At 53.4% G+C, this 1,629-nt stretch carries 1 rRNA gene; it reads left to right on the forward strand.

Going from position 1 to position 1,629, the window contains the following annotated elements:
* Positions 1–89: 89 nt before the first annotated feature.
* Positions 90–1,560 (forward strand): 16S ribosomal RNA (locus tag BHF71_RS10150).
* Positions 1,561–1,629: the final 69 nt, after the last annotated feature.

Below are 1,629 nucleotides of genomic sequence, written 5' to 3' on the forward strand. Positions count from 1 at the left end.
AATTGCTCTTTGAAAACTGAACAGTGTAACAAGCCAAGCGTGCCACAAGGAATTGTGGGACCAAAGTCAAAGAGAGCTAACTCAAACTTTTTATGGAGAGTTTGATCCTGGCTCAGGACGAACGCTGGCGGCGTGCCTAATACATGCAAGTCGAGCGAAGTTTATGGGAGCTTGCTCCTAATAAACTTAGCGGCGGACGGGTGAGTAACACGTGGGCAACCTGCCTGTAAGACTGGGATAACCCCGGGAAACCGGAGCTAATACCGGATAAGCTGTTAGTACGCATGTAGATAACAGGGAAAGATGGCGCAAGCTATCACTTACAGATGGGCCCGCGGCGCATTAGCTAGTTGGTAGGGTAACGGCCTACCAAGGCGACGATGCGTAGCCGACCTGAGAGGGTGATCGGCCACACTGGGACTGAGACACGGCCCAGACTCCTACGGGAGGCAGCAGTAGGGAATCTTCCGCAATGGACGAAAGTCTGACGGAGCAACGCCGCGTGAGTGATGAAGCCCCGGCTAACTACGTGCCAGCAGCCGCGGTAATACGTAGGGGGCAAGCGTTGTCCGGAATTATTGGGCGTAAAGCGCGCGCAGGCGGCTCTTTAAGTCTGATGTGAAAGCCCACGGCTCAACCGTGGAGGGTCATTGGAAACTGGGGAGCTTGAGTGCAGGAGAGGAAAGTGGAATTCCATGTGTAGCGGTGAAATGCGTAGATATATGGAGGAACACCAGTGGCGAAGGCGGCTTTCTGGCCTGTAACTGACGCTGAGGCGCGAAAGCGTGGGGAGCAAACAGGATTAGATACCCTGGTAGTCCACGCCGTAAACGATGAGTGCTAGGTGTTAGGGGTTTCGACGCCCTTAGTGCCGCAGTTAACACATTAAGCACTCCGCCTGGGGAGTACGGCCGCAAGGTTGAAACTCAAAGGAATTGACGGGGGCCCGCACAAGCAGTGGAGCATGTGGTTTAATTCGAAGCAACGCGAAGAACCTTACCAGGGCTTGACATCCCGTTGACCGGTGTAGAGATACATCTTTTTCTTCGGAAACAACGGTGACAGGTGGTGCATGGTTGTCGTCAGCTCGTGTCGTGAGATGTTGGGTTAAGTCCCGCAACGAGCGCAACCCTTGATCTTAGTTGCCAGCATTAAGTTGGGCACTCTAAGGTGACTGCCGGTGACAAACCGGAGGAAGGTGGGGATGACGTCAAATCATCATGCCCCTTATGTCCTGGGCTACACACGTGCTACAATGGCTGGTACAAAGGGTAGCGAAGCCGTGAGGCCAAGCCAATCCCAAAAAGCCAGTCTCAGTTCGGATTGTAGGCTGCAACTCGCCTACATGAAGCCGGAATTGCTAGTAATCGCGGATCAGCATGCCGCGGTGAATACGTTCCCGGGCCTTGTACACACCGCCCGTCACACCACGAGAGTTTGCAACACCCAAAGTCGGTGAGGTAACCAATATGGAGCCAGCCGCCTAAGGTGGGGCAGATGATTGGGGTGAAGTCGTAACAAGGTAGCCGTATCGGAAGGTGCGGCTGGATCACCTCCTTTCTATGGAGTCGACTCATCTTAAGAGATGAGAAAAAAAGGGCTTGGATACACTGTTTAGTTTTGAAAGAG

The organism is Vulcanibacillus modesticaldus (assembly GCF_001730235.1).
Taxonomy (GTDB): domain Bacteria; phylum Bacillota; class Bacilli; order Tepidibacillales; family Tepidibacillaceae; genus Vulcanibacillus; species Vulcanibacillus modesticaldus.